Annotated in this window: 25 protein-coding genes and 2 tRNA genes; 18 read left to right on the plus strand and 9 right to left on the minus strand. The window is 66.4% G+C overall.

Annotated features, from left to right (window positions below; translation table 11 throughout):
• From F813_RS0110555 to F813_RS0110590, 8 genes are all read left to right on the plus strand, one after another.
• Positions 1-276 (plus strand): transposase (locus tag F813_RS0110555; RefSeq protein WP_026148115.1); only part of this gene is annotated, 276 nt, incomplete at its 5' end.
• Between the two features lie 79 nt (positions 277-355).
• The gene (locus tag F813_RS0110560) at positions 356-1012 is read left to right on the plus strand and encodes a protein-L-isoaspartate O-methyltransferase (RefSeq protein ID WP_012983818.1); all 657 of its coding nucleotides are present in this window, start codon (positions 356-358) and stop codon (positions 1010-1012) included.
• A gap of 119 nt (positions 1013-1131) precedes the next feature.
• Positions 1132-2481 (plus strand): TolC family outer membrane protein, encoded by a 1350-nt coding sequence (locus tag F813_RS0110565; protein ID WP_012983819.1) that lies wholly within the window; start codon positions 1132-1134, stop codon positions 2479-2481.
• Entirely contained in the window at positions 2478-3041 is a 564-nt protein-coding gene (locus tag F813_RS0110570; protein WP_017926527.1) for an isochorismatase family protein, read from the plus strand. Before F813_RS0110565 ends, F813_RS0110570 begins: the two co-directional genes overlap by 4 nt.
• Positions 3042-3065: 24 nt before the next feature.
• A complete protein-coding gene (locus F813_RS14450) occupies positions 3066-3212 on the plus strand; it encodes a hypothetical protein (protein WP_012983821.1) in 147 nt (48 codons plus the stop codon).
• A 21-nt stretch (positions 3213-3233) separates the two neighbouring features.
• Positions 3234-4085 (plus strand): hypothetical protein, encoded by an 852-nt coding sequence (locus F813_RS0110580; protein WP_012983822.1) that lies wholly within the window; start codon positions 3234-3236, stop codon positions 4083-4085.
• Entirely contained in the window at positions 4085-5155 is a 1071-nt protein-coding gene (locus F813_RS0110585) for a homoserine O-succinyltransferase (protein WP_012983823.1), read from the plus strand. Before F813_RS0110580 ends, F813_RS0110585 begins: the two co-directional genes overlap by 1 nt.
• A gap of 156 nt (positions 5156-5311) precedes the next feature.
• The gene (locus F813_RS0110590; protein WP_017926528.1) at positions 5312-6652 is read left to right on the plus strand and encodes an MFS transporter; all 1341 of its coding nucleotides are present in this window, start codon (positions 5312-5314) and stop codon (positions 6650-6652) included.
• A 10-nt stretch (positions 6653-6662) separates the two neighbouring features.
• Here the strand turns inward: F813_RS0110590 and trmB are convergent, their stop codons facing one another.
• The 3 genes from trmB to thiS form a co-directional block, all read right to left on the minus strand.
• On the minus strand, positions 6663-7391 hold the full coding sequence (gene trmB / locus F813_RS0110595) for a tRNA (guanosine(46)-N7)-methyltransferase TrmB (protein WP_026148251.1): 729 nt from the start codon (positions 7389-7391) through the stop codon (positions 6663-6665).
• A gap of 317 nt (positions 7392-7708) precedes the next feature.
• Entirely contained in the window at positions 7709-8515 is an 807-nt protein-coding gene (locus F813_RS0110600; RefSeq protein WP_017926530.1) for a thiazole synthase, read from the minus strand.
• 43 nt (positions 8516-8558) lie between these two features.
• Positions 8559-8765, minus strand: coding sequence for a sulfur carrier protein ThiS (thiS, locus tag F813_RS0110605; protein ID WP_017926531.1), 207 nt, complete (start codon positions 8763-8765; stop codon positions 8559-8561).
• Between the two features lie 65 nt (positions 8766-8830).
• Between thiS and F813_RS0110610 the strand changes: the two genes are divergently transcribed.
• The 3 genes from F813_RS0110610 to F813_RS0110620 all read left to right on the plus strand — a co-directional run bounded on the left by F813_RS0110610 (position 8831) and on the right by F813_RS0110620 (position 9571).
• Positions 8831-8904: transfer RNA gene (locus F813_RS0110610), tRNA-Gly, on the plus strand.
• An 84-nt stretch (positions 8905-8988) separates the two neighbouring features.
• A complete protein-coding gene (locus F813_RS0110615; protein WP_017926532.1) occupies positions 8989-9426 on the plus strand; it encodes a Fur family transcriptional regulator in 438 nt (145 codons plus the stop codon).
• A gap of 69 nt (positions 9427-9495) precedes the next feature.
• Positions 9496-9571, plus strand: a tRNA-Thr gene (locus F813_RS0110620).
• A 44-nt stretch (positions 9572-9615) separates the two neighbouring features.
• Here the strand turns inward: F813_RS0110620 and F813_RS0110625 are convergent.
• Entirely contained in the window at positions 9616-10959 is a 1344-nt protein-coding gene (locus F813_RS0110625; RefSeq protein WP_017926533.1) for a DEAD/DEAH box helicase, read from the minus strand.
• 105 nt (positions 10960-11064) lie between these two features.
• On the opposite strand from F813_RS0110625, the gene trxA reads away from it, so the two are divergent.
• Together trxA and rho are read left to right on the plus strand one after the other, a co-directional pair.
• The gene (gene trxA, locus F813_RS0110630) at positions 11065-11391 is read left to right on the plus strand and encodes a thioredoxin TrxA (RefSeq protein ID WP_012983830.1); all 327 of its coding nucleotides are present in this window, start codon (positions 11065-11067) and stop codon (positions 11389-11391) included.
• 210 nt (positions 11392-11601) lie between these two features.
• Positions 11602-12861 (plus strand): transcription termination factor Rho, encoded by a 1260-nt coding sequence (gene rho / locus F813_RS0110635; protein ID WP_017926534.1) that lies wholly within the window; start codon positions 11602-11604, stop codon positions 12859-12861.
• A 94-nt stretch (positions 12862-12955) separates the two neighbouring features.
• Here rho and F813_RS0110640 read toward each other — a convergent pair whose 3' ends face one another.
• The 5 genes from F813_RS0110640 to rph form a co-directional block, all read right to left on the minus strand.
• Entirely contained in the window at positions 12956-13204 is a 249-nt protein-coding gene (locus F813_RS0110640) for a transcriptional antiterminator, Rof (RefSeq protein WP_017926535.1), read from the minus strand.
• Positions 13201-13395, minus strand: coding sequence for a CPXCG motif-containing cysteine-rich protein (locus tag F813_RS0110645; protein ID WP_017926536.1), 195 nt, complete (start codon positions 13393-13395; stop codon positions 13201-13203). Before F813_RS0110645 ends, F813_RS0110640 begins: the two co-directional genes overlap by 4 nt.
• A complete protein-coding gene (gene hemW / locus F813_RS0110650; protein ID WP_038060203.1) occupies positions 13395-14594 on the minus strand; it encodes a radical SAM family heme chaperone HemW in 1200 nt (399 codons plus the stop codon). The genes F813_RS0110645 and hemW overlap by 1 nt, the downstream gene beginning before the upstream one ends.
• 338 nt (positions 14595-14932) lie before the next feature.
• Entirely contained in the window at positions 14933-15544 is a 612-nt protein-coding gene (gene rdgB / locus F813_RS0110655) for an RdgB/HAM1 family non-canonical purine NTP pyrophosphatase (RefSeq protein ID WP_017926538.1), read from the minus strand.
• A gap of 278 nt (positions 15545-15822) precedes the next feature.
• A complete protein-coding gene (gene rph, locus F813_RS0110660; protein WP_017926539.1) occupies positions 15823-16551 on the minus strand; it encodes a ribonuclease PH in 729 nt (242 codons plus the stop codon).
• Between the two features lie 164 nt (positions 16552-16715).
• Between rph and F813_RS0110665 the strand changes: the two genes are divergently transcribed.
• From F813_RS0110665 to F813_RS0110685, 5 genes are all read left to right on the plus strand, one after another.
• Positions 16716-17579, plus strand: coding sequence for a YicC/YloC family endoribonuclease (locus F813_RS0110665; RefSeq protein WP_017926540.1), 864 nt, complete (start codon positions 16716-16718; stop codon positions 17577-17579).
• Positions 17580-17588: 9 nt separating this feature from the next.
• Positions 17589-17816: a DUF2835 family protein gene (locus F813_RS0110670; protein WP_017926541.1), complete on the plus strand. Its 228-nt coding sequence runs from the start codon at positions 17589-17591 to the stop codon at positions 17814-17816.
• A gap of 99 nt (positions 17817-17915) precedes the next feature.
• Entirely contained in the window at positions 17916-18347 is a 432-nt protein-coding gene (locus F813_RS0110675; protein ID WP_017926542.1) for an Hsp20/alpha crystallin family protein, read from the plus strand.
• A 235-nt stretch (positions 18348-18582) separates the two neighbouring features.
• Positions 18583-19497, plus strand: a complete 915-nt coding sequence (locus tag F813_RS0110680; RefSeq protein WP_017926543.1) for a DnaJ C-terminal domain-containing protein — start codon at positions 18583-18585, stop codon at positions 19495-19497.
• A gap of 9 nt (positions 19498-19506) precedes the next feature.
• The gene (locus tag F813_RS0110685; RefSeq protein WP_017926544.1) at positions 19507-20859 is read left to right on the plus strand and encodes a DegQ family serine endoprotease; all 1353 of its coding nucleotides are present in this window, start codon (positions 19507-19509) and stop codon (positions 20857-20859) included.
• Positions 20860-21143: the final 284 nt, after the last annotated feature.

Here is a 21143-nt window from a genome sequence, read left to right on the forward strand (position 1 = left end):
CCGGTCCTGGAAGAATCGGGGACCACGGTCCGGCGGCCCTCGCGGTTGGCGAAGATCGGTTCCAGCCGACTGCGCAAGGCGCTCTACATGGCGGCGGTGGTGGCGACCCGGTACAACCCGGACGTGCGACACCAGCATCAACGTCTGCTGACACGCGGCAAGGCCAAGATGTCGGCGATCGGGGCGGCTATGCGCAAACTCCTGCACATCGCCTTCGGTGTGCTCAAATCCCAAACCCCGTATCAAGCCCGCCATGAAACCCCTTGCACCCCGTAGGGCAAGACGGTATCTACTTGCCTGTTTCGGTGCGCCAACGTACTCTTTCGCCGCTATTGACGTACTCGAGGATTCCGCGATGGATTTCGCCCTGGCCCGGATGAACATGGTCGAACAGCAGGTCCGCCCCTGGGACGTGCTGGACATGCGCGTGCTGGACGTGATGGAAACGCTCCCGCGCGAACGCTTCATGCCGGACGCCTACAAGGCCCTGGCCTACGCGGACTCCGAGATCCCGCTGGGCCATGGTGCCCACACACTGCCACCGGTAGTGATCGGTCGCCTGCTCCAGGCCGCGGCCCCGCAACCGACCGAGACCGTGCTGGAGATCGGTACCGGCTCCGGCTACGTCACCGCCTGTCTCGCGCGCCTCGCCGCCCACGTGGACTCCATTGAACGCATCGACGAACTGCGTCTGAAGGCCCGCAACACGCTGGTCGACATGGGCCTGGAGAACACCAGCCTGCGCACCGCCACCGTGACCCCCGAGTGGGCTCCGCCGCGCGAGCGCTATGACGTGATCGTGCTGACCGGCGCGATGACCGAATACAACGACTTCCTCGAACGCTACCTGACCCTGGGTGGCCGGCTGTTCGTGATCACCGGTGACGGCCCGATCATGCAGGCCAACCTGATCACCCGCACCACCGAGGACAGCGTCCGCCACGATGTCCTGTTCGAAACCCGGGTGGAGCCGCTGGTCGGTTTCGAACCGAAGCCCGCGTTCGAATTCTGACGCCCCGTCCCCGGCCACCGCATACCGGGGATCCCATCCAGGAAGCACCGATCCGCGTGCACATCGCGCGGTGTTTCCCTACGATGGAGCTTTCCCTGTCTGCTCAGGAATCCGCGCCCATGAACCGGTCCGCCAAACGTATCTTTTCCACGCTGGCTACCGCCGGCATTGCCCTGCTGGTGGCAAGCCCTGCCCCCGCCGCCAGTCTGCTTGAGGTCTATGAGCGCGCTGCCACGGAAGACGCCGAGCTGCGCGCCGCCGAGGCCGAATACCGCAGTGTCCTGGAACGCCGTCCGATTGCCCGTTCCGCGTTCCTGCCGCAGATCACCGGCGAAGCCGAGGCCGGCGCGTTCTATAACGACTATCGCGACCAGGACAGCTTCGACGGACGCCAGACCAGCTTTGGCGTATCCCTGGTGCAGAGCCTCTATGACCGGCGCAACTTCATCGAACTGACCCAGGCGGATCTCGAGATCGCGCGCGCCGAGGCGGAGCTGGACGCAGCCCGCCAGGACCTGATCCTGCGTGTATCCGAGGCCTACTTCGACGTGCTGATCGCGCAGGAGACGCTGGCCTTTCGCGAGTCGGAACTCGATGCCATCGGTCGCCAGCTGGAACAAACGGAGCGTCGCTTCGAGGTCGGCCTGATCGCCAGCACGGACGTCAAGGAAGCCCAGGCACAGCGCGACCTCGCCGAGGCCGAACGGATTGCCGCCGAGAATCAGCTGGATGTGGCCCGCGAGCAGCTCGCGGTGATCACCAACACCTACTGGGACGAGCTCGACATCCTGCGCGAGGACGCCGAACTGACCCCGCCGGACCCGGCCGACCCACAGGCATGGGTGGATATCGCGCTGGAGAACAATCTGGAGCTGGCCGCCCAGCGCCTGACCACCGAGACCGCCCGCGAACAGATTCAGCGCCAGCGCGCCGAGGGGCACCCGCGACTGAACCTGAACGCCTCGGTCAGCGAAAACCGTTTCCACGGCATCGATGACGGCGGCACCCAGCAGGGAGTGGGCCCCTTCTTCAACGAGGGGACCGAGGCCCAGGTGGGCGTGCGCCTGGAGGTTCCGTTCTACACCGGCGGGCGCGTGAGCGCGCTCACCCGGCAGGCGCGCGAGGACTTCCAGGCCGCGCAGGAAGGGCAGTCGCTCGTTGAACGCCGCACCACCCAGGACACCCGCAACGCCTACCTGTCGGTCATCGCGAACAGCTCGCGCGTGCGCGCCCTGGAGCAGGCGCTGATCTCCACCCAGGCCGCATTCGAGTCGGCCGAGGCCGGATTCGAGGTCGGCACGCGTACCCAGGTCGACGTCCTGCTGGCCTTGCGCGAGGTGTTCCGCGCCGAGCGCGACTACGCCGAGGCCCGCTACGGCTTCCTGACCGACTCGCTGCGCCTGCAACGCGCCGCCGGCCGCCTGAGTGTCGCGGACCTGGAATCGATCGACCAGCTGCTGGAGCAATGACAGTCGATCCACGCGCCCGCTGCGACCGTGCCCGTTCCCGCCTGGTCCTGATCGACCTGCAGGAGCGGCTGCTGGCCGCCATGCCGGACAGCGAACGCGAGGCGGTGGAACGCCACACTGCACGACTCGTCGAAGCCGCGCGCAAGCTGGACATCCCGATCGAGGTCTCGCGCCAGTACCCGAAGGGGCTGGGCGAGGTGGCGGCGAGCCTGCAGCAGGCACTGGACGGGCACGGCACGCTGACCGACAAGACGGCCTTCTCCTGCTGCGCGGAAGACGACCTCCACGCGCGCCTCACCGGTGGCGACCAGATCATCCTGACCGGCGCCGAGACGCATATCTGCGTCACACAGACGGCCCTGGAACTGCTGGATGTAGGTGTTACCGTATTCGTGGTCGAGGATGCGGTCTGCTCGCGCGACACCACGCGCAAGCGCAACGGACTGGAGCGCCTGCGCGCGGCGGGCGCCGTCATCACGAACCACGAATCGGTCCTGTTCGAGTGGCTGCGCGACGCGGCCGACCCGCAGTTCCGCGAACTGAGCCAACTCATCCGCTAATTAACGACAGGGAGATCCGCAGGGATGCGCATACTCGGAAACATTCTACTGGGCGCCTGGCTAATCCTGTTCGGCCTGCGCGGCCTGCTGGGGCTGCAGTTTCAGTATGACCACTATGTAATCAGCGGTCTGGCCGTGATCGCGGGTATCCTGTTCATCCTGCGACGTTAAGGAAACACTGATCGAGCCGCCATGCGCCTTTCGCCCGAAGAATACCGCCAACTGGACCACCGCCGGATCACCCTGCTGGGGATGTCCGGTGTTGGCAAGACGCGCCTGTCGAACATGCTCCGGCGCGAGGAATGGTTCCACTACTCGGGTGATTACCGCATTGGCACGCGCTACCTGAGCGAACCGATCCTGGACAACATCAAGGCCCAGGCGATGGCCGTGCCGTTCCTGCGCGACCTGCTGCGCTCGGACTCGATCCAGATCATCAACAACATCACGGTGGACAACCTGCACCCGGTGGCGAGCTTCCTCGGCAAGCTCGGCAACCCGGAGCTGGGCGGGCTGCCGCTGACCGAGTTCAAGCGCCGCCAGAACCTGCACCACGAGGCCGAGGTGCAGGCGATGCTCGACGTGCCGGACTTCATCCACAAGTCGCAGACGCTGTTTGGCTATCCGCACTTCGTCAACGATGCCGGCGGCTCGGTCTGCGAGCTGGACAGTCCCGGCGTGCTGGAGACCCTCGCCGAGCACACGCTGATCCTCTACATCAAGGCAACCGACGAAGACGAGCGCCAACTGATCGAACGCGCGGAGCACGACCCCAAGCCGCTGTATTACCGCGAGGCCTTTCTCGACCAGCAGTTGGCCGAGTACATGCGCGACGAGGGGCTGGACTATGTCGCCCAGATCGATCCGGATGCGTTCGTGCGCTGGGTGTTCTCGCGCCTGTTCCGCGCGCGCCTGCCGCGCTACGAGGCGATCGCCGAGGCGCACGGCTACACCATCAGCACGACGGAGCTCGCGCAGGTCCGTAACGCACAGGACTTCGACGACCTGGTCTGCATGGCCCTCGAACGGGAGGCACGACTGTAATGCCACTCGTTGCCCACTCCGACCTGCCCACCTTCGCCCGCCTGAAGAGCGAGGGCGAGACCGTACTGCCCAGCGACTTCGCTCAGCAGCAGGAGATCCGTGCGCTGCACATCGGGCTGCTGAACATGATGCCGGACGCCGCCCTGGCGGCCACCGAGCGCCAGTTCTTTCGCCTGATCGGCGAGAGCAACCAGATCGCGCAGTTCTACATCCACCCCTTTACCCTGCCGCAGCTCAAGCGCGGCCCGAAGGGGCGCGATCACATCAAGCAGTACTACGAGGACTTCGAGGACCTGAAGAAAGAGGGCCTCGACGCGCTGATCATCACCGGGGCCAACGTGACCCAGCCCGATCTGGCGCTGGAGCCGTTCTGGGAACCCCTGGCGGAGGTCGTCGACTGGGCCTGGGACAACGTGACCTCCACACTGTGCTCCTGCCTCGCCACCCACGCCGTTCTGCAGGCGCGCTACGGCGAACACCGCCGGCACATGGGCGAGAAGCTGTGGGGCGTGTTCCCGCACCGCGTGGTGGACCGCGGCCACCCGCTGGTCACCGGCGTGAACACGCGTTTCGACGTGCCGCACTCGCGCTACAACGACGTGTCGCGCGAACAGTTCGAGCGTCACGGCCTGCGCGTACTGGTCGAGAGCGAGCAGTCCGGCATCCACCTGGGCGCGTCGCCGGACGGCTTCCGCATGGTCTTTTTCCAGGGCCACCCGGAGTACGACTCGATCAGCCTGCTCAAGGAGTACAAGCGCGAGGTCGGGCGCTACATCCAGGGCGAGCGCGAGACCTATCCGCCACTGCCAGAGAACTATCTGCTGCCCCAGGCAGCGGCGATCCTCGACGAGCACCGTGAGCACGTGCAGGTCGCAGTCGAGCACTGCACCGAGATCCCGGCACTGCCGGAGGCACTGCTGCTCGACCGCCTGGACAACACCTGGCACGACACCGCGCTGGCGGTCATGAACAACTGGCTGGGCAACGTCTACCAGTTGACGAACCTCGACCGGCGCAAGCCGTTTCGCGACAGCGTCGACCCGAACGACCCGCTTGCCGGCCGCAGGTAGTCAGCCGCCTTCATTGCGAGGAGCGCAGCGACGCGGCAACCTCCTTCCGAAACCACCGAGTCCCGCCGCTCTGCCAGCGCCCGAAGGTTGCCACGTCGCCTTCGGCTCCTCGCAATGACGGGGGTGATACGAAGCGCACTCTGACAGAGGAAACCGATGGCCGAGACCGGTTCGGAAAAACTGCCACGTCCGATCATCACGCTGTACGAGACCATCGCCGGGGAAGAGGATGCGCGCGTCTGCAAGGACATCCCGGAAGATGCCTGCCGGGCGCAGCCGGTCAATTTCTTCGTTCATCTGGTCTCCAATACGCTGAGCAAGATCGGCGACGAGCTGGCCTCGGCGCGGCTGGTACTGGCCTGGCTGCTGGGGGCCCTGGGCGCGCCGGCCGCGTTTGCCGGTTTTCTGGTCCCGATCCGCGAATCCGGCTCGCTGCTCCCGCAGCTGTTCGTGGCCGCCTCCATTCGCCGCCGCGCCATCCGCAAGGGGTTCTGGATCCTGGGCTCGGTGCTCTCGGGGCTGGCGGTCGCCGGAATGGCGATCGTCGCCCTGACCCTGGAGGGCACGGCGGCGGGCTGGGCGATCCTCGGGCTGCTGGCCGTGTTTGCGCTGGCACGCGGGATCAACTCGGTCGCCTCGAAGGACGTACTCGGCAAGACGATTGCCAAACAGCGCCGTGGCACCGTGATGGGCTATGCCGCCTCGCTGGCCGGGTTCTTCACGCTGGGGCTGGGCATCTATCTGACCCTGGCGAACCTGGAAGATGCCGGCATTGGCGTGTTTGTCGCTCTACTGGCCGCCTCGGCCGGCGCCTGGTGGGTGGCGGCCGCGACCTTTACCCGCCTGCACGAGGCACCGGGCTCCACCGAGGGCGGCGGCAATGCGATCACCCAGGCCCTGTCTTCGGTGCGCCTGCTGTGGACCGATCGCGCGTTCGGGCATTTCGTGCTGACCCGCGCGCTGCTGATGAGCACGGCCCTGGCCCTGCCGTTCTACGTGCTGCTGGCGGAGGATGCGACGTCGGGTGACCTTGGCACGCTGGGGCTGCTGATCCTGGCCAGCGGCCTGGCCTCGGCGGTCAGCGCCCCGGTCTGGGGACGTCTGTCCGATCGTTCCTCTCGCTGGGTGCTGATTCTCTCGGGCCTGCTGGCCGCAGGGCTCGGCATCCTGGTCGCCCTGAGTGTCTGGTTCGCGCCGGTGGATACCCGCTCGGCGCTGGTGCCGGGCGGGGTGGTCTATGCGCTGCTGTTCTTCCTGCTGGGGGTCAGCCATGCCGGCGTGCGGCTGGGGCGCAAGACCTATCTGGTGGACATGGCCACCGAGAAGACCCGCGCCGCGTTCACCGCGGTCAGCAATACCGTGATCGGGGCGCTGCTGCTCGTGGGCGGGCTGTTCGGGCTGCTGGCGCAACTGGCGGGCACCGAGGTTGCGATCTTCGTGCTCGCCCTGATGAGCCTGGCCGGCGCGGTCAGTGCCTGGTGGATGGGCGAGGCCTGAACCGGGCCCTTCAGACCTCGGCTTCAGTGCGCCGGTAGAGCAGATCGGCCACCGCGTGACCGCGCCGCTCGCCGCGGCGCTCGAACTTGGTCACGGGACGCTCCGGCGGCCGCCCCGCGGCCGGCACCGGGCCGTCCGGCTCGAACCACGGCGCGCACTCTTCCAGTACCGCCATCATGTGCTCGGCGTACTCGGCCCAGTCGGTCGCCAGATGCAGCCGACCGCCCGGGCGCATGCGCGAGGCCAGCAGACGCACAAACAGCGGCTGGATCAGACGGCGCTTGTGGTGGCGCTTCTTGTGCCAGGGATCGGGGAAATACACCTGCACGCCGTCCAGGGCCGCCGGCGCGATGTAGTGCTCCAGCAGTTCCACGGCGTCGCGGTCGCAGACGCGCACATTGGTCAGGCCGCGCTGCTCCACCTCGCGCAACAGGTGGCCCACGCCCGGACGATGGACCTCGGTGCCGATGTAATCGCGGTCCGGGTTCTGTGCGGCCTGTTCGGCCAGGCTCTCGCCGTCACCAAACCCGATCTCCAGCGTGACCGGTGCCTCGCGGCCAAATACGGCCGACAGGTCGAGCGGTGCCACGGGGTCCGGCAGTGCGAGCCCGAAGCGCGGCAGCAGTTCATCCAGCGCGCGCTGCTGGCCCGGCGTCAGCCGCCCCTCGCGGCGCACGAAACTGCGGATCCGCCGGTAAAAGGGCTTGTCGTCGGGAACGGAATCAGGGGATTCGCTCATGCCCAGGGAGACACTGACCAATGTACACGCTCGCGCTCGAGTCGCTTTTGCGTGCGAACAAGGCGCGGTGACCGCCGTGCAGTCATTCTGCACAAGGGAACCGCAACGCCGTGCGCGCGCCCGTTTTTGATAACAACGGGCGGCCGAGCCCCTGCGTTCAATAACTTGTGGGGTTGGTACCCCAGGTTCCCCGATCCTGCGTTGCGCCCCGAATCAATCAAGAACGGGCGGGTAGAACCACTACCCGCTGCGCGACGCGCCTTGTCTCGGAAAACCTGGGGTACCAACGCGAGCGTGTACATTGATCAGTGTCTCCCTCAGCTGAAGAACAGGCCGGTCTGCGGCGAGGAGGCCGAGGCGTAGCGCCGCGGCGCCATGCGCCCGGCACGGTAGGCCTGGCGCCCAGCGATGATCGCGTGGCGCATGGCCGAGGCCATCATCACCGGCTCCTCGGCGGCCGCGATGGCGGTGTTCATCAGCACGCCGTCACAGCCCAGTTCCATCGCGATCGCGGCATCCGAGGCCGTGCCGACGCCGGCATCGACCAGCACCGGCACCTTGGCGTTTTCGACGATCTCGCGGATGTTGTAGCGGTTCTGGATGCCCAGCCCGGAGCCGATCGGGGCGGCCAGCGGCATGATCGCCTGACAGCCGATGTCCTCCAGGCGCCGGGCCAGCAGCGGGTCATCCGTCGTGTAGACCATCACGTCGAAGCCCTCGGCCACCAGGATCTCCGCGGCCTTCACGGTCTCGAACGCGTCCGGATACAGGGTCTTCTCGTCACCCAGCACCTCCAGCTTCACCAGGCTGTGGCCGTCCAGCAGCTCGCGCGCCAGGCGGCAAGTACGGATCGCGTCATCGGCGGTAAAGCAGCCGGCCGTGTTCGGCAGCAACGTGTAGCGCTCCGGCGAGATTACGTCCAGCAGGTTGGGCTCGTCCGGGTTCTGGCCAATGTTGGTGCGGCGGATCGCGACCGTGACGATCTCCGCGCCGCTGGCCTCAATGGCATCACGGGTCTGATCGAGGTCACGGTACTTGCCTGTGCCCACCAGCAGACGGGAGGTGAACTCGCGTGAACCCACGCGGAAGAGGTCGTCGGCAGACGCAGCGGCCGATTCGGTCATGGTGATTCCTTCGTTGAAAGTAGTTACGGACGGGGACTCGGACTCATCCGCCCCCGATCGCCTGCACGATCTCCACGCGATCGCCGGGATGCAACGGGTGGGCGGCGTGCTCGCTGCGCGGCACCAGCTCCTCGTTGACCTCCACCGCCAGACGGCGACCATTCAGGCCTCGCGCCTCGATCAGCGCAGCCAGAGTGGCCTCGCCATCTTCCGGGAGTTCGAAGGGTTCGCCGTTCAGCTGAATCTGCATAGTTCTTCGACTGGTCAATTTGCCGTTGAGCCGGGGGCCGACAAGGCCTACAATCGCCGGCACAAGCGGGTGTAGTTCAATGGTAGAACGGGAGCTTCCCAAGCTCTTAATGTGGGTTCGATTCCCATCACCCGCTCCATTCTATCAGAGGCTTGCGCCTCCGGACCCCCATCGGACTGGCGTGATCTGGACGTGATCCAGCAGCTGTTATATTGTCCGGAATATGTCTGCTACATCTGACAATCCGAATCTGCTGGACGTCGACGACGCCCGCGCCCTGTTGCGCGAGCACACGATCTCGCCGACTGAACAGCGCGTGGAGATCGCACGCGTGATGTTCGCGCGCCATCAGCACCTGAGCGCCGAACAAATCCTCGGCCGCCTGGTGCAGCATTCATCGCACGTATCCAAGGCCACGGTCTACAACACGCTCAAGCTGTTCGCGGAGAAGGGCCTGGTGCGCGAGGTCGTGATCGATCCGACCAAGTTGTTCTACGACTCCAACCTGAATCCGCACCATCACCTGTTCCACACCGACACGGGCGAGCTGGAAGATGTCGATCCCGCACGGGTCGATATCTCGCACCTGCCCCCGTTGCCGGAAGGCAAGGAACTTCTGGGTGTGGACGTGATCATCCGGGTCAGCGACCGCAAGGCCTGATCCGGAACCCGCGCCGCCGGTCGCGCGGGATTGTTGTCGAGCCCCACCCCCGCTATTATGGCGCGCTTCGCCGACGTAGCTCAGTTGGTAGAGCAATCGATTCGTAATCGATAGGTCGCAGGTTCGACTCCTGCCGTCGGCACCATTTCCGTTTTCCCTGTCCCCGTTGCGCCTGCTCGCAGGGGCGGCTCAGCCGCCGCCGGGGCCTTTTGGCTTGGCGCCCCCGCTGTGACGGCGATGGCCGCCACCTCCCGACGGTTTGCCCGAGCCACGGGCACCGTTACGCCCACTCCCCCCGCGACCGCCACCGCGCCGATCGTCGCGCGGCTTGCGCGGGCGTGGCTTCGGGCGCACCGGGTCGCGGAACAGGGACGACGGATCCACACTCTCGGTCGGGATGCGCTCCCCGAGGTACGACTCGATGTCCGGCAGATAGAACGCGGAGTCCTCGCAGCCGAAACTGATGGCGTCGCCCTCGGCACCGGCACGCGCCGTGCGTCCAATGCGGTGGACGTAGTCCTCGCCCGACTGCGGCAAATCAAAATTGAATACATGGGTGACTGCGGGTATGTGCAACCCGCGCGCGGCCACATCGGTCGCCACGAGGAAGGTGTATTGCCCGTTGGTAAAGCCTTCCAGCAGGCTTGAGCGCTTTCGCTGCGGCACGTCGCCGGACAGCAGCGCGGCCGTCTGGTCGTTGGCGTTCAGCCAGTCGCAGACCTTCTCGGCACCGTGCTTGGTGTTCACGAACACGATGGCCCGCTCCGGCTTCAGGTCACGCGCGAGCCCCAGCAGCAGCGGTATCTTTTCCTCGTTCGCCGGGTAGTAGATCACCTGGCGCACGCGATCCGCGGTCAGGGTCTCGGCCTCGACCTGGACCTTTTCCGGGTTGTTCATGTGCTCGTAGGCCAGTTCCATCACACGCAGCGACAGCGTGGCCGAGAACAACATGGACAGCCGCTCGCTGGCCGGGGCGCAGCGACGCATCAGGAAGCGCACGTCCTTGATGAAGCCAAGATCGAACATGCGATCCGCCTCGTCCAGCACCACCACCTCGGTGTGCCTGAGCCCGAACACCTTCTGCTTGAAGTAGTCGATGATCCGCCCCGGCGTACCGATCAGAATGTCGGCCCCGGCTTCCAGCTGTTCGCGCTGGCTGTCGTAGCCGGTACCGCCATAGGCCAGCGCCAGCTTGAGCCCGGTTTCGCTCCCCAGCATCTCGGCATCCTTGTGGATCTGGATGGCGAGTTCACGCGTCGGGGCGACGATCAGGGCGCGCACATCGGTCGCCCGGCGATCGGGCGCGGGCGCCTGGCGCAGCAGACGGTTGAAGGTGGCGATCAGAAAGGCCGCCGTCTTGCCCGTGCCGGTCTGCGCCTGCCCGGCGACATCCCGCCCCGCCAGCGCAATGGGCAGGGTCAGCGCCTGGATCGGCGTACAGGTCTCGAAACCGGTGGCGCGGATGCCCGCCTGGACGGCCTCGGGCAGATCGAGCTGGTCGAAGCGGGGCGTTTCCTGCGCGGGATCGGTCATGTGAATCCTCTATTACTTGAACTGTCTGGCGATCATCGTCGATAGTAAGAGCCGTGCAGCCGGCGTTGCGGGCTGTTCCCCCAACCCAAGTGATGAGGGCTCGGAGTGAGCGACAAAATTGTGTACACGTCGGACGCCGGTTTCGACGAAGACGTCCTGAAGGCGGATCAGCCAGTCCTGGTGGACTACTGGGCCGAGTGGTGCGGGCCCTGCAAGATGATCGCACCCATTCTGGATGAAATCGCCGAAGAATACGCCGGCAAGGTCAAAGTCGCCAAGCTGAACATCGACGAGAACCCGTCCACGCCGCCGAAGTACGGCATTCGCGGGATCCCGACGCTGATGCTGTTCAAGAATGGCGATGTCGAAGCCACCAAGGTCGGCGCGCTGTCCAAGTCGCAGCTGACCGCCTTCCTGGACCAGCACCTCTGATCCGGCATACCCCGGGGCCGCGTGCGGCCCCGGGGTGGCAGTACCAAAAAAACGACGCCACCAGGCCTTGCCCCAAGCGGGCGCGTCGCTTACCATCGGTTTAGTTCAGGCGGTCGCCAGACCGCAACCTGCCCCCGATACTCAATCCAAGGCAAGCCGAGCGGCCATCCCCGGTCGCCGATCATCCACGTTGAACACAGCACCCCACGAATGAACCTGACCGAACTGAAGCGGATGTCCGCTGCCGACCTCGTCGCCTTTGCAGAAGAAAAAGGCATCGAGAACATGTCCCGTGCCCGCAAGCAGGACATCATCTTTGCCCTGCTCAAGGCCCACGCCAAAAGTGGCGAAGCCATCTACGGTGACGGAGTCCTGGAGATCCTCTCCGACGGCTTCGGATTCCTGCGCAGCGCCGACAGCTCCTATCAGGCCGGGCCGGACGACGTGTACGTCTCCCCCAGCCAGATCCGGCGCTTCGGGCTGCGTACCGGCGACACCATCGCCGGCAAGATCCGCCCGCCCAAGGACAACGAGCGCTACTTCGCGCTGCTGAAGGTCGCGGAGATCAACTTCGAGCCGCCGGAGAACGCCCGGCACAAGGTGCTGTTCGAGAATCTCACGCCGCTGCACCCCTCCGAGCGCATGCGCATGGAGCGCGGCAATGGCTCCACCGAGGACATCACGGCCCGCGTGATCGACATCGTGGCGCCGTTCGGCAAGGGCCAGCGCGGCCTGATCGTCTCCCCGCCCAAGGCGGGCAAGACGCTGATGCTGCAGAACATCGCCCAGAGCATCGCGACCAACTACCCCGAGTGCTATCTGATCGTGCTGCTGATCGACGAGCGCCCGGAAGAAGTGACCGAGATGGACCGCATGGTCCAGGGCGAGGTGGTCTCCTCCACCTTCGACGAGCCGGCCCAGCGCCATGTGCAGGTCGCCGAGATGGTGATCGAGAAGGCCAAGCGTCTGGTCGAGCACAAGCGCGACGTGGTGATCCTGCTGGACTCCATCACCCGCCTGGCGCGGGCCTACAACACCGTCGCCCCCAGCTCCGGCAAGGTGCTGACCGGCGGCGTGGACGCCAACGCCCTGCACCGTCCGAAGCGCTTCTTCGGTGCCGCGCGCAACGTGGAAGAGGGCGGCAGCCTGACCATCCTCGCCACCGCGCTGGTGGAGACCGGCTCGAAGATGGACGAGGTGATCTACGAGGAGTTCAAGGGCACCGGCAACATGGAAGTGCACCTGGAGCGCCGCATCGCCGAGAAGCGCATCTACCCGGCGATCAACGTGAATCGCTCCGGCACCCGCCGCGAAGAACTGCTGACCGCGCCGGACGAGCTGCAAAAGCTCTGGATCCTGCGCAAGTTCCTGCACGGCATGGACGACATCGAGGCGATGGAATTCCTGCTCGGCCGCATGCAGTCCTCGAAGACCAACTCCGAGTTCTTCGACCAGATGAAGCGCAGCTGACGCGAAGCGGGCTCCGCCCGCCTTCCGTTATCGCGAGCCCCAGCGCAGCGATCTCCCGGGACGAGTCATACGCTCGCCGCACAAGGACGACGTATCAGCCGGGCACCGGCTCGAAGCTGACCAGGCGGTCCAGCCGCCACCACTGGCGCCGACCCTGGGCGTCACGCAGGATCAGGTACTCGGCCCCGCGCCGCGTGCGCAGGTCCAGCGGCCGCACCACCGCAATCCGATCCATCTCGCCCCGGCGCCAGTGGGTGCGCAGGTGCTGCCCGCGCAGGATCGCCAGCTCCAGCTCGGAGTAGCGCTCGCAGGCAATCGGCGTATACGGCGGGGTCATACTCATTCCCCCTCCCGAATGGCCTCCACCTGCGGGATCTCGGCATCCGGGGCCTCGACGCGCCGAAACACGATCGGCGCGCAGCAAACGGCGCAGTCCTCGACCCATTCCCGGTCCGCACTGACCATGTCCACCGTTGTTTCGCCCGGTTCGCCACACCAGGGGCAGGTAAAGCCGACAAACTCCACCGGTCGCATCACCGCACCTCCTCCGGACCCACAATGACCTGGGTCCCGGCTGTCACACCCGCCGCATCCGACAAAAAACGCTCCAGAATGTCATTAAGAAAGGCCAAGCCACGTTCGGTCGGCTGCAGGCGCTGCGGATCGGGCACCAGCAGACCCTCTGCCCGCAGCGTGTCCAGGGCCGGCTCCAGCGCAGCCAGGTCCAGACCGCAGCGCTCCTCGAAGCAATGCGCGGGCACTCCCTCGACCAGCCGCAACGCGTTGAGCATGAACTCGAACGGAAGCTCGGCCTCGGGAACTGCCTGGTCGCGGTGCTGCTCGGGCGCCTCCAGGTAGGCCGCGGGCTGACGCGGCTTGGTCCGCCGCAGCACCCTCCCCTGGGACGGCAACGTCAGCTTGCCGTGGGCCCCGGCCCCGATGCCGAGGTAATCGCCGAACGTCCAGTAGTTGCGGTTGTGCCGGCATTCCCGCCCCCTCGTGGCGTACGCGGAAACCTCGTATCGAGTATAGCCAGCCGCAGCCAGCACACATTGTCCTTGTGTGAACAATTCCTCGATCGTGGAATCCGGCGGCAATACCGGGGGCCGGGCTGCGAAATAGGTATTGGGCTCCAGGGTCAACTGATACCAGGAGATGTGCTCGGGTTCCTGATCGATCGCGGCCCGCAGATCGGCCAGCCCTGCCTCGACGGACTGCTGCGGCAGGCCGAACATGAGATCCAGGTTGATATTGTCGAACCCGGCACCGCGGGCATGCTCGACCGCGGCATGGGCCTCGGCCCCGCCGTGGATGCGCCCCAGTCGCTCGAGCATGGCGTCGTCGAAGCTCTGGATGCCCAGCGACAGCCGGTTGACCCCGGCCTCGCGGTAGCCACGGAAGTACGCGCGATCCGCGGTGCCGGGGTTGGCCTCCAGCGTGATCTCGGCATCCGGGCGCAGGGGCAGCCGCGCACGCACCCCGGAGAGCAGGTCCGCCAGCGCCTCGGGCGGAAACAGGCTGGGGGTCCCGCCACCGATAAACACGCTGTCCACGCGCCGCCCCCAGACATCCGGCAGCTGCGACTCGAGATCGCGCATCAGCGCCTCGACATACGCGTCGAACGGGGCCTCGCCCCGCGGCTCGTGGGAGTTGAAGTCGCAGTACGGGCACTTGCGCACGCACCAGGGCAGGTGCACATACAGGGCTAGGGGAACACTGATCAATGGACGCACTCGCGCTCGAGTCGCTTTTGCGTGCGAACAAGGCGCGGTGAGCGCAGTGTAGCCGAGCTACATAAGCGAGCCGCAACGCCGTTCGCGCGCCCGTTTTTGATAACAACTGGCGGCCGAGCCCCTGCATTGAATGGCTTGCGGGGTTGGCACCCCAGGTTCCCCGATCCTGCGTTGCGCCCCGAAGCAATCAAAAACGGGCGGGTAGAACCACTACCCGCTGCACGACGCGCCTTGTCTCGGAAAACCTGGGGTACCAACGCGAGTGTGTCCATTGATCAGTGTTCCCCTGGGGGCAACGGGGTGGCGAATACGCTCATCCCGCGAGCATAGGCGCCGGCTCAGTGATTGGCACGTTCCCGCAGTTGTGCCACCAGTTTGGCCAGCGCCTGGCCGCGATGGCTCAGGCGATTCTTCGTCTCCGGGGGCAGCTCCGCCGAGGTGCAGCCCTCCTCCGGCACAAAGAACAGCGGGTCGTAGCCGAATCCGTTGGCACCGCTGGGCGCCTCGACGATGCGGCCCGGCCAGACCCCTTCGGCGATCAGCGGCGAAGGGTCCTCGGCATGTTCCAGAAACACGACGACTGCGCGGAAACGCGCGGTTCGCTGGGCCTCGGGGACGCCCGCCAGGGCCTCCAGCAGCCTGGCGTTGTTTGCCGCATCACTCGCCTCCGGCCCCGCATAGCGCGCGGAGTAGATGCCCGGCTGGCCGCGCAGGGCGTCGACCTCCAGGCCGGAGTCATCGGCGATCGCGGGCAGGCCGGTATGCTGCGCGGCGTTGCGCGCCTTGAGGATCGCGTTTTCGACGAAGGTCAGCCCGGTCTCGTCGGCCTCGGGCACCGCGTGCTCCGACTGCGGCTCGATCGCCAGCCCCAGCGGTTCCAGCAGGGCCCGGATCTCGCGCAGCTTCCCGGGGTTGCCGGTGGCGAGGACGACGCGACGAGACGGATCCATGACTCAGCCCCAGGGAGACACTGACTGATGGACACGTTCGCGCTCGAGTCGATTTTGCGTGCTGACAAGGCGTGGTGAGCGACGTGTAGCCGAGCTACATAAGCGAGCCGCAACGCAGTCAGCGGGCAAAATCGGCCGAGCCCCGTCCGTCAAGAATTTGTGGGGTTGGCACCCCATGTTCCCCGATCCTGCGTTGCGCCGCTTGCCGGTAGCACCACTACCGACTGCGCGCCGCGCCTGGTCTCGGGAAACATGGGGCGCCAACGCGAACGTGTCCATCAATCAGTGTCTCCCTCGGCCAGCGCCGCCCGCTGGGCCTCGACGATCTGCTGGATGCCCTTCTCGCCGAGATCCAGCATCTGGTTCAGCTCGTCGCGGCGGAAGGCATGGCCCTCGGCCGTCCCCTGGATCTCGATCACGCCGCCGGCCTCGTTCATCACCAGGTTCAAGTCGGTCTCGGCCTGCGAATCCTCGTCGTAGTCCAGGTCGAGCACGGGCGCGCCATTGAAGATGCCCACCGAAATGGCCGCCAGGTGACCGTGCAGCGGGTCCTTGCGGATCAGACCCTGCTCGCGCGCCTTGCGGATCGCGTCACGCAGTGCGACATAGGCGCCGCTGATCGAGGCGGTACGGGTCCCGCCATCGGCCTGGATCACGTCGCAGTCCACAATGATCTGGCGCTCGCCCAGCGCCTCCAGGTCGACCACGGCGCGCAGCGAACGGCCGATCAGGCGCTGGATCTCCATGGTGCGCCCGCCCAGTTTGCCGCGCGCGGCCTCGCGCGCCATGCGATCGTGCGTCGAGCGGGGCAGCATGCTGTATTCCGCCGTTACCCAGCCGCGGCCCTTGTTCTTCAGCCACGGCGGCACACGCGACTCGATGGTCGCGTTGCACAGCACCCGGGTGTCGCCGAACTCCACCAGCACAGAACCCTCCGCGTGCCGGGTGAAATGGCGGGTAAAACGCACCGGGCGCATCTCGTCGGCTTGTCGGCCACTGGGTCGCATGCTTGATCCTTGCTAGATTGGAGTGGCGCGCAGTATACGGGAGACGGGAGAGGCTCTCACATGAGCGCGCCCGCGGCGGATCTGGGGCAAAGGCGGCCGTAGACGCCAGCCAATCACACGCGCACAGGGCTGCAACACGCTCAGGGCTATCAACAGGGGACCTTATGATCGCGAGCATGACCGGCTTTGCCCGGCAGCCGATGACGCTGGACCAGGGCGTTTACGACTGGGAACTGAAGAGCGTCAACCATCGCTATCTCGAGTTGCGCATCCACCTGCCGGAGGCCCTGCGGGCACTCGAGCCCGAGGTGCGCAACCGACTCAAGAAGCGGCTGAGTCGCGGCAAGATCGACGTCGCGCTGCGCGATCGCGGGCAGGCCGGGGGCTCGCCCACCGCCTTCGATGTGGACCGCGTTCAGTCGCTGATTCAAGCGACCGAATCCATCGCCGACATGATGAAGCACGATGCCAGCGTCTCGCCGCTGGACATCCTGGCCTGGCCCGGTGTGCTTGAAGGAGCCAGGATCGACGCCGATCACCTTGCCACCCCGATTCTTGCCGGCCTCGATACTGCGATCGACGCCTTGGTTGCGATGCGCGAAGCCGAGGGACAGGAGCTGGCCAATGGTCTGCGTGAACGCCTGGAAGCCGTGGCCGGACAGGTCGGATTCATCCGCGAGCGGCGGGAGCCCATGCTGACCGAACAGCGCGAACGCACCCTCGCCCGCATCAACGAGCTGGACCTGAGCCTGGACCCGAAGCGTCTGGAACAGGAGGTCGCTCTGCTGGCGCAACGCCTGGATATCGCCGAGGAACTGGACCGCATCGATGGCCATATCAAGGCGGTGCGCGAGATCCTGGACAACGACGGCCCCAGCGGCCGTCGCCTGGACTTCCTGATGCAGGAGTTCAACCGCGAGACCAACACCCTCGCCTCCAAGTCGCACGATCTGGAGATCACCCGCGCGACCGTCGAAATGAAGGTCCTGATCGAGCAGATGCGCGAGCAGGTCCAGAACCTGGAATAGACCGGGTCGATGCATCGCTACCGCGTGCGCCTGGCCATCTCGCGCCACGAGATGGAGGACTACTACACCGGGCGCGCGGCGGTCGTCTATGCCGAGTCGGAGGGCGGGGTCAGCGTGCAGTTTCCCGCCCGGCTGCTGCGCCAGCACCTCGACCAGCGCGGCGTTTATGGCATGTTCGAGCTGGTCACCGACGACCAGCATCGCCTACTGGATTTTCGCCGACTGGAGCAGCATTGACGTTGGCGTATTGCGTTCTTCACCCCCTTGAAATTTTTCGCGCGGCCCCTATCTCCATGGGTGAGTCAGAGTTGACACCCGGAAGAGGAGGGTAAAGCCATGACCATGATGCGTTACGAACCGTGGAGCCTGCTGGGTCAGCTGTCGCGCGAACTCGGCCGCATGCCGGATATGCCCGGCACGGACGACTCCGCCGCGACGTCCGACTGGGCGCCTGCCGTGGATATCCGCGAAGAGACCGATGCCTACGTACTGCACGCCGACATCCCCGGCGTGGACCCGAAGGACATCGAACTCAACATGGAAAACGGCGTGCTGACCCTGCGCGGCGAGCGCAAGCACGAAAGCGAAGAGGAAAAGAACGGCTACAAGCGCATCGAGCGGGTGCGCGGCACCTTCTTCCGCCGCTTCTCGCTGCCGGATACGGCGGATGCCGAAAACATCTCGGCACGCTCGGAGAACGGCGTACTGGAGGTCCGCATCCCGAAACAGGCTCGCGTGCAGCCGCGCCGGATCGAGATCGCCAGCTGATCCGGCACCCAACCCGCCCGCGACCGGTCCGGTCGCGGGCTACACGGGCGCTGCCGGCGCAAGCGGGCGGCGCTTCGTTTTTTGGACACGACCACAGGGTCCGTGCCAAGCGATTCACAAGACCGATGCACGGGTGACAGCCGAATCCCGGCTATCATGGGAAGGGACAACCCCCGGACCACAGCGGGATCCGGGTGTTCCCCGAGGATCGGACAGAGGCAACTCTGGGAGTGCAATGGAATACAAGGATTACTACAAGATCCTCGGCGTCAGCCGCGACGCCAGCCAGGACGCCATCAAGAAGGCGTACCGCAAGCTGGCGCGCAAGTATCATCCGGACGTCAGCAAGGACCCGGATGCCGAGACGCGCATCAAGGAGGTCAACGAGGCCTACGAGGCCCTGGGCGACCCGGAAAAGCGCAAGGCCTACGACCAGCTCGGCTCCAACTGGCGCCAGGGGCAGGACTTTCGTCCGCCGCCCGGATGGGACGGCTGGACCCAGCACCGTGGCGCCGGTGCCGGAGGCGGGGCCGATTTCGGCGGCTTCTCCGACTTCTTCGAGTCCATTTTCGGGGGCGCCGGGATGGGCGGCGCGGGCCGTCGCCGCGGTGCCGGTGGCTTCAACATGCGTGGCGCCGACCGCGAGGGCCGGGTCGAGATCACGCTCGATCAGGCGCTTAAAGGCACGGAGATCTCGGTCAACGATGCCGACGGGCGCGTGCAGCGCGTGCGCATCCCGGCCGGCGCCAAGGACGGCTCGCGCCTGCGCGTGCGTGGCCAGGGCGACCCGGGCGTGGGAGCCGGTGGAGCCGGCGACCTGCTGCTGGAGATTCGGATCAAACCCGACAGCCGCTACCGCGTCGACGGCCGCGACCTCTACCGTGACATCCCGATCACCCCGTGGGAGGCGGCCCTGGGCGCGACCATCGAGGTCCCCACGCCGCACGGATGGGTGAACCTGAAGATTCCGCCGGGTTCGCAGTCCGGCAAGCAGATGCGCCTGAAGGGCAAGGGCCTGCCCGGAAAACCACCCGGCGACCTGTACCTGAAGTTGATGATCCAGGCCCCGCCCGCAGACGAGGCCGGCGACTGGTATCGCAAAATGGCGGAACAGTCCGCGTTTGCCCCGCGGGCGGGGCTGACCCCGTAAGGAGCGCGCATGCGTCGGCTGGTCTCTTTCCTGATTCTGCTGTCGACCCTGGCCTGGGCCGCTCCGGCGCTGGCGCAGCTCCCCGCCGAGGTCGACGGCCAGCCCCTGCCCTCGCTGGCCCCGATGCTGGAACGGACCATCCCCGGGGTCGTCAATATCGCCACCCGCGCCCGCGTGGTGGAATCTGTCAGCCCCCTGTTCGACGACCCGTTCTTCCGCCGCTTCTTCGACATGCCCGAGCGCCAGCGAGAACGCGAGCGCCAGGGGCTCGGCTCGGGGGTGATCGTCGATGCGGCCGACGGCACGATCCTGACCAACAGCCATGTGATCGCGCGCGCGGACGAGATCCTCGTGACCCTCTATGACGGCCGCCAGTACGAGGCGGAGGTGGTCGGCACCGACCCGGCAACCGACGTGGCCGTGATCCGCATCGACGCCGAGAACCTGCGTGCGATCCCGCTGGCGGACTCCGATGCCCTGCGCGTTGGCGACTTTGTCGTCGCGATCGGCAACCCGTTCGGCCTCGGCCAGACGGTCACCAGCGGGATCGTGTCCGCGCTGGGGCGCAGCGGGCTGGGCGGCTCCGGGTTCGAGGACTTCATCCAGACCGATGCCTCCATCAACCCGGGCAACTCGGGCGGCGCGCTGGTGAATCTGCGTGGGGAACTGGTCGGCATCAACACCGCTATCCTCGCGCGCGGCGGCGGCAACATCGGCATCGGCTTCGCGATCCCGACCAACATGGCGCGCCAGATCCAGGACCTGCTGGTGGCCGAGGGCCGTGTCGAGCGCGGCGCACTGGGCGTCGGCATCCAGGACCTGACCCCGGCGCTGGCCCAGGCCTTCGATCTCGACATCACCCAGGGCGCGGTCATTACCGACGTGCAACCGGACTCGGCTGCGAGCCGCGCCGGGATCGAGGCCGGCGACGTGGTGCTGACCGTCGACGGACAGGCCGTGCGCAATGCGGCGGACCTGCGCAATCGTCTGGGGCTGCTGCGGGTGGGGAGCGAGGTGGAGATGCGGATCCTGCGCGACGGGCGCGAACGTACCCTGACCGCGCGTCTGGAACGCCCCGAGATCCACCAGGCCGAGGGTGCGGCGATTCATCCGCGGCTGGAGGGCGTGCGCCTGGCGGAGCACACACCACCCGGCGCCAGCCGCAGCCGTGTCGTGATCATCGACGTGGAGGCGGGCACCCCGGGCGCCCGAGCGGGGCTGCGCCCCGGCGACATGCTGCTGGCGGTCAACCGCCAGCGCGTCGAGCACCTGGCCGACCTGCCGCGCCAGCTCTCGCCGCAACAGGCACTGGAACTGCAACTGCGACGCGGCAACCAGACGCTCTATCTGACCCTGCGATAGGGCCAGCCTCGGTGGGAGCCTGCGTACAGGCGAAGGCTCCTCGTTACACCCGGCTTTGGCAGGGGCTTCGCCTGCAAGCAGGCTCCTTGTGTCTTGCGGTTCACGGATCGCTACCATGAACCGTATTGGGCTCGGGTAACCCGTCAGGCTCCTGAGGTCACGAACCTGTTCTGTAGATTGGCCCCGAGTCCTTTCTCATCTCGAAGTTTGAACGGTATCCAAGACCCCCCTCCGTGACGGACGGGTGAGGCTGTACGGACAAGGCGAGAGGACGAGATGGCTCA

This window comes from Thioalkalivibrio sp. HL-Eb18 (assembly GCF_000364985.1).
Lineage (GTDB): Bacteria > Pseudomonadota > Gammaproteobacteria > Ectothiorhodospirales > Ectothiorhodospiraceae > Thioalkalivibrio.